The sequence below is a fragment of the Shewanella sp. MBTL60-007 genome (assembly GCF_019654915.1).
GTDB lineage: Bacteria > Pseudomonadota > Gammaproteobacteria > Enterobacterales > Shewanellaceae > Shewanella.
Genome location: NZ_BPET01000114.1, coordinates 1 through 4378, shown reverse-complemented (window position 1 = coordinate 4378; position 4378 = coordinate 1). Strand labels below are relative to the sequence as shown.

1 protein-coding gene and 4 pseudogenes are annotated in these 4378 nt (G+C 43.4%); 3 read left to right on the top strand and 2 right to left on the bottom strand.

What is annotated here, in order from left to right; all coding sequences use genetic code 11:
• The first annotated feature begins 115 nt into the window (after positions 1–115).
• Together mef(C) and mph are read left to right on the top strand one after the other, a co-directional pair.
• On the top strand, positions 116–1339 hold the full coding sequence (gene mef(C) / locus K5Q92_RS23350; RefSeq protein WP_014386804.1) for a macrolide efflux MFS transporter Mef(C): 1224 nt from the start codon (positions 116–118) through the stop codon (positions 1337–1339).
• A 4-nt stretch (positions 1340–1343) separates the two neighbouring features.
• Positions 1344–2227, top strand: a pseudogene (gene mph / locus K5Q92_RS23345) (Mph(E)/Mph(G) family macrolide 2'-phosphotransferase).
• Between the two features lie 272 nt (positions 2228–2499).
• On the opposite strand, the pseudogene K5Q92_RS23340 reads toward mph, so the two are convergent.
• Positions 2500–3297 (bottom strand): annotated as a pseudogene (locus K5Q92_RS23340) (IS91-like element ISVsa3 family transposase); the annotation flags it as partial.
• Between the two features lie 132 nt (positions 3298–3429).
• On the opposite strand from K5Q92_RS23340, the pseudogene K5Q92_RS23335 reads away from it, so the two are divergent.
• Positions 3430–4173 (top strand): annotated as a pseudogene (locus K5Q92_RS23335) (DUF4158 domain-containing protein); the annotation flags it as partial.
• A 10-nt stretch (positions 4174–4183) separates the two neighbouring features.
• On the opposite strand, the pseudogene K5Q92_RS23330 reads toward K5Q92_RS23335, so the two are convergent.
• A pseudogene (locus K5Q92_RS23330) lies at positions 4184–4378 on the bottom strand (IS4 family transposase); the annotation flags it as partial.

The window sequence follows — 4378 nt, the reverse complement described above, 5'->3', positions numbered from 1 at the left end:
AAGCCTTGGATTAAATAATTATTAGGGTAATTCTCTTCAAAACCCACTTTTATGGTATAGTACTCTATTAGTATTATGCTACAATTATTTTGTTGTATAATTTAATCAAGTTTTTATGGAAAACCGTAAATGGTTTAAGACCTATATGTTTATATGGGCTGGACAGTTTGCTTCAATGCTTACAAGTTATGCTGTTCAGTTTGCTATTGTTATATGGCTTAGTCTGGAGTACAAGTCAGCCGAAGTTTTAGCCTACGCAGGAATAGCAGCTATGTTGCCTCAAGCATTGATAGGCTTAATAGCAGGTGTATATGTTGACCGTCTCAATCGTAAATATGTAATGATTTTTTCGGATGCTTTTATAGCTCTCTGTGCCCTTTTGTTACTCGTCATTTTACAAAATGAAAATGTTAATCTTATATGGATATACATTTTATTGGGTTTACGCTCTGTTGGTAATGCTTTTCACGCTCCGGCACTACAGGCAATTGCTCCGCTGATTGTACCCCAAAATGAATTGATAAAGGTAGCAGGAATTAATCAGGTGTTACATTCGGTTTGCAGGATTGGTGGTCCTGCCATTGGCACATTAGCCATTGCTTATCTTCCTATTTCAAAAGTATTGTACTTGGATTTGATTGGAGCATTGCTGGCTATTCTTTCACTCGTGATGGTGAAAATTCCCAATGTGGTTGCGAAGTCAAAATCGTCTGCACATTCTATTGCTACAGAATTTTCGGAAGGGTTTCAGACTGTTTCAAAAAACAAAGGTTTGCGTTATCTTTTTCTTTATGCAATGGCGATAACCTTTGTTATAATGCCAGCTGCCATTATGTTTCCGTTGCTCACAACAGGGCATTTTGCAGGAGGAAAATGGGAGATAGGAATTGTAGAAGTGGTTTGGGGCGGAGGTATGCTTATTGGCGGTGTCATCCTGAGTATTTTCAAATTGAAAGGCTCAAAAGTAGTCGCAGTCAATGTTATGTATGTATTATTGGGACTTACATTTATTTTGAGTGGTGTATTACCTGCAAGTTGGTTTGTAGGATTTGTGATGGTAACAGCCATTGGCGGTATCAGCCTGTCTGTTTTCAATGGCTGTTTTACAGCAATTGTACAAACAGAGGTAAGTCCTGAAAAATTAGGACGTGTATTTTCACTTTATTATAGTTTGGCAGTTTTGCCAAGTGTAATCGGTTTATTATTCACAGGCCTGATTGCAGAAGTTATTGGTGTAAACATTACGTTTATCATAAGCGGTTGTTTGGCAATCCTTGTGGGTATTCTTTCGTTTAGCACTCGCAACTTAATGCAATTAGGTAAAATCAAAAATATTTAAAAAAATGAAAAATAGAGATATTCAAAAATTAGCGGAAAGAAATGGGTTAATTCTTTCGGATGAAATGAGTTTTAATGAAATGGGAATTGATTTTAAGGTTGGTTTCGCTACAGATAGGGATGGCACAAAGTGGTTGTTGCGTATTCCAAGAAGAACAACCTTAGGCGAACAGATTGCGAATGAGAAACGCATTCTTCAATTGGTGTCGAAATACCTTTCGGTTCAAGTTCCTGATTGGCGTATAGCTAATGAAAAACTGGTAGCCTATCCTTTGCTCGATGGAAAACCTGCACTTACTTATGATGCGGAGACTTATGAAGTAACCTGGAATATGTCTAAAGAAAACGACCTTTATATACCATCATTAGCGAAAGCACTTATAGAACTTCATTCAATTCCTACGGAAGAAGTACTTCGTAATAATCTAAAAATTTTGACACCTGAACAGGTTAGAAATGAGATTTCTGAAAGATTGATTTTGGTGAAATCTGAATTAGGGATAAATGCCGAATTAGAACTTCGGTACCAAAAATGGCTGGATAATGATGCCTTATGGCCGAATTTTACAAAATTCATTCACGGTGATTTGTATGCAGGTCATACACTTACTCATCATAATGGAGAAGTTTGTGGAATTATTGATTGGTCAACTGCACAAGTCAGCGATATAGCACAAGATTTTTCAGGTCACGTTACTGTTTCGGTGAAGAAAGTCTGAAAAATTTAATTGCGGCATACGAAAAACAAGGTGGAGAAGTATGGGATAAACTGTTTGAACAAGCAGTTGAACGAGCTGCTGCCGCACCTCTAGCTTATGGATATTTTGCTTTAGAAACACAAGATGAAATTCATCTTAGTTCTGCAAAATTACAGTTAGGTGTTGAGTAGATTTTTTTTAGTAGGGGCTGACACCTTAATCGGGTCAACGTATAGGAAGAATAAACGCCCTTTTCACCCAAGTCCAACAGCTTTGGACCGCAGTTGACTCTTTCGACACCCCTGCGATGCAACCCAATCCGGCTGACGGGGAGCCAGCAACGCTGAAAATTTACCCTCCTCTTTCCCACTAGCGGCTCCTTTTCCGACAACCAGCACGGCGGATCCCTGCCGCGGCGCTGTGAACGCAGCATTTTGATTGGTATCGTTGGCCTTCAGGCTCGTCAGTCAAACAGACCCAGGAGCAGCTCAGCCGGTGGCGCCCGGCTTTCGGGTAACGCCCTGGTCCCGCTGGTTTCGGCTTTGTGCTTCAGGTGATCAAGGATCTGCTTGATCACTATAGGGTCTTCAATGCAGGCGATGACTTTCATGGCGCCGCCGCAGCCGCTGCAGGTCTCGATGTCGATATTGAAAACACGCTTGAGCCGTTGCGCCCATGTCATCGACGCTCGCCGTTGTGCTGGTGTTGCCGGTTCATCAGCCACCCTGACCTTGTTGCCCCTGCCCCGTTTTGCCGGCGTGACCAACGCCCGGTGCCGACTGTTGGGTGCGAACACCCCGTGGAAGCGGGTTAGGTTGACTCTGGGCTTCGGTACCAGGGCGGCCAGCCTTGCAATGAAATCCAATGGTTCGAAAATGACGTGCGTGGTGCCGTCCCGGTACGGCGTCTTGAGCTGGTAGCGCACGTTGCCGCCTCGTGTTAACGACAGCCGCTTCTCGGATACCGCCGGGCGGCTGATGTACCGGCACAGCCGTTCGAGCTTCTTGCGTTCATCGGCCCTGGCCGCCACGCCGGCGTGCAGGCTGGACCCGGCTACCTTGCCAATCCCGTCACCGAACGGATCACCACTGGTCGGCAGAGTTTGCAAAGTGAACACCTTTCGCCCCGCCTGTGAACCGACAGCGATACGGTAAGTGATCGAGTGCCCCAGCAGGGGTGTCATCGGGTCGTCATCCACCGCATCCGAGGCCAGATAGCTGTTTTCGACATCCCGTTCCAGCAGGCCTTGCCGTTCCAGATAGGGGTTCTAGGGATTTTCCCCTCTAAAGTAACATAAATCGCCATACTCACCATATTTAAAGGCATACAAAGGTGGGTTACTTCTCCAAAGTATGGCAAATTATGAGGTTAACAACCCCTTAAACTTAATTTAATTAAAAACGAACTATCAATTCTTACCAAAGCTGAGCAGCTTGATCTATATTCTCCGCCGCTATTATCACTTGAACAACAACGATTGTATTTTACGCCAAACGAGATCGAGTTAACAGAGTTGAAAAGTATTCGCCTAAGGAACCACCGATGCTATTTCATTGCGTTATTAGGGTATTTTAAGTCTAAGCCTGTGATTCTTTCACCTAGCTTTAACCTCATCTTTGACGATATGCAGTTTATTTCAACGCAAGTTCAAGGAGGCAAAGGGATCAGGCCTTTCAGCATTAATAAGATGCAGCGTGACCGTATATATCAAAGAATACTGAGGTTATTAAACTATCAGAAATGGGACGAAAGTCTGCACTTTGCGCCGCTGTACGAACATCTTGTTATGGTCGGCAAAGCTTGGCTTGAGCCTCGTTATCTATTCGATGCAGCCGCTGAATATCTAGCAACGCATAGAATTGCCATCCCTAAATATACTGTCTTACAAAAGCTTATCAGTCGTGTTATCCAACAGGTCAAGAAGGCGTTAAATAATAAGCTTCGTATTCATGTTTCATCTGAACTACACGGATTTCTAAATACTATTATCGATGACAAAGATGGGCTCTCCTTAAGCCAGCTTCGAGCCGGTGCAAAAAGCGTTATGGTGACAGAGCTAAAAAAAGAACTGACGGTGTATCATCAGTTACAGCCTTATACAAGACAGATTGATAATGCTGTTAAGGGCTTAGCCCTGAGAGATCCCCTCATAATTTCCCCAAAGCGTAACCATGTGTGAATAAATTTTGAGCTAGTAGGGTTGCAGCCACGAGTAAGTCTTCCCTTGTTATTGTGTAGCCAGAATGCCGCAAAACTTCCATGCCTAAGCGAACTGTTGAGAGTACGTTTCGATTTCTGACTGTGTTAGCCTGGAAGTGCTTGTCCCAACCTTGTTTCTGAGC